The 2,231-nt window shown below is 59.0% G+C and carries 2 protein-coding genes; both read left to right on the top strand.

Features of this window, described 5'->3' with window-relative positions:
• Nucleotides 1–1,267: 1,267 nt before the first annotated feature.
• Nucleotides 1,268–1,726 carry a hypothetical protein gene (locus tag FVQ81_18410; protein MBW7998504.1) on the top strand — a complete coding sequence of 153 codons (459 nt, stop codon included), beginning with the start codon at nucleotides 1,268–1,270 and terminating at the stop codon, nucleotides 1,724–1,726.
• Between the two features lies 1 nt (nucleotide 1,727).
• Nucleotides 1,728–2,162, top strand: coding sequence for a hypothetical protein (locus FVQ81_18405; GenBank protein ID MBW7998503.1), 435 nt, complete (start codon nucleotides 1,728–1,730; stop codon nucleotides 2,160–2,162).
• Nucleotides 2,163–2,231: the final 69 nt, after the last annotated feature.

Raw genomic sequence — 2,231 nt, 5'->3', positions numbered from 1 at the left:
GTGTGCTCTTCCGATCTCCCCCTCGTCAACTTCGTAGACTCGGGGGCCGCTTACTTTTACCGTTCTTATACCAACTAGTGCGGCGTGTGATTGTGGATCCAACCCACCTGCCGGTGCCCGCAGGACAAACTTTACATAACCTAGCTCTAGATTATGTAAAGTTTTAAGTTTGGGGACAGGGCACCGGCAGGGTGGTTTGTTGGACTCTCCCCCTGCCGGTGCCTGCCGTATGCCCGCTCACGGCTACCTCTTCAGGCGTCCGCTCAGCTCGAGGTGGGTTAGGATGCTGTACCTCCCGCAACTAGCCGTTGCTAGCCTCCTGGGACCCTTAGCGGGCCACTCCGGACCGCTGCGAGTACAGCCGACGTGTGGTAAGTTGAACATATGGGATCCCTTGGGCGGTCCTCTGTCGTGTATCACACTCCGACAGTTGACCGCTAGGGGCAAGTCTTTCAAGTAGTACAAAGGTCTTGAATTAGGGAACTTCCGGGGAGCAACTGTGAATACAAGCGCCGAAAGGGATCTACAACGTGCCAAAGACCTTAGACTCATGCGCAAAGGTGTGCGAAATCCTCTTGCTGCTCGAGCTATTGAGGAGGCGGCGTCCAGACTTGAACTTCGGGCAGGTCGAAAACTTGCTAAGCTTGGTCGGAAGGTTCGACGACGGCCGATTAACGTCACCCCGTAAGAGCCGCGCAGGCCAGCTGATCTCAGAGGGGCTGCTGATCGGTCATCTCCCGCATGCCAGGGCAAGGCCGAGAACCCCACTAGACGTCTTGATCACGGGTCTAGAGGTTGCCCCTGAGGTGTTGCCACCTGAGACCACCGCTACCCGGGTAAGAGAGGAAGGGTTTGCACGGAGCGCACGGGACCTAATCGAGGTGCATACCCCCATCGGCTTCCCGATCCAGCTGCAGCCGAAGGTGCGGAGCCGGATAACGCAGCTGATCAAACCACTTAAGGCACTAGCCAAGGACGACAGAGCGCAGAACTTGGCGTGCGGGATCGCGCTCCCGTTCGCCTTCAAGGCGGTCTCGTCAGGGATCCCGTTCATGTCCGCCGTAGGGGCGATCACGCTACTGGGATGTGGGATCGAGTTTGGAGTTGACGATCCCGCCTTCATCGGACCGCAGCTATTCGAGCAGATACCGGAAGCAATCCAACGAGTGCTACCAGGAGGTAGATAGACATGCCGCGGGAGATCTCAGGACTACGAATAGCGCGATCGTTTGTCACACCCAACGTGGACGGAACAGCGGTGAGTCGGGTGATCGACTTCCAGCTGGGGGCGCGGCAGGGGATCGCAATCGAGCAGGTCATGGGCGACGTGACCATCGACGACACGAACACCATCATATCGGCCTCGACGGTTACGATCGGGACCGGCCTCCACACGTTGCATCTTGAATCGGGGTCTCTGGAAACCGTCCCTGACTCGAGTGGGGAGGATGAGGACACGATCGACTCGGAGGTGTTTTTCCGGCAGGGCGTGTCGCTCGCGGGAAACGACGATGCAACCACGGAGTTCCGCTCGTCGATAGCGTTCATGGTGTCGCCGAACACGCCGATCATCTACCCTAAGCCGATCCTCACCGCCCGGAACATCACGCACCGGGGCATAATGAGGACAGGGATCTACGACGCGCTGTTCCACGTGACCATCCTCTACACCTTCGTAGAGTTCAGCCTGGCGGAGCTCGGGCTGATCTTGGCAAGGCGGACCTAGGATGTCCTCGAGGACGCTGCTGATAGCAGCCGACGGTATGGACGTTCAGGTCAGGACCCGGCTGATGAGGTTGCCAGACATACCCGGGCAAGTGGTCGAGGTGAGGCGCGTCATCTTCGGGCTTACGTCCTTCTCTGACGCAACCGCCGTGACGGCCGTGTTCCACCACAACGTGAACCTAAACATCACGCTGTCCGTGGGCGACTTCACCAACGCGTGGGGCCGCATCACCGCCGGCGCTAGCGGTGGGACGCCACCGTTCGAACCCTTGGTGTTCGATCCACCGTACGATCTGATCGGCGCCCAGCGCCTGGACTACCAGCTGTCCGCCGGCACAGGCGAGGGGCTGGTCATGGTGATATACACTCTCCGTAGGGAACGCAACCGGACACTATGGAACGAGCTGCGGTCGAGGACGTCGTTCGAGCGCGATTAGGTGGCCACCTTACTGTTCTGATTTGTTCTAACTAAAAGGGGGATCTCCTTTTTGGCGGGGCTACGAGAA

It is taken from the genome of Candidatus Glassbacteria bacterium, assembly GCA_019456185.1.
GTDB lineage: Bacteria > Gemmatimonadota > Glassbacteria > GWA2-58-10 > GWA2-58-10 > JAJRTS01.
This window is presented reverse-complemented; position numbering and strand designations above follow the sequence as displayed.

Bases quoted from the DNA above. Each gene is read 5' to 3' on its own strand.
- FVQ81_18405 (MBW7998503.1), top strand. From the start codon at position 1,728: ATGTCCTCGAGGACGCTGCTGATAGCAGCCGACGGTATGGACGTTCAG.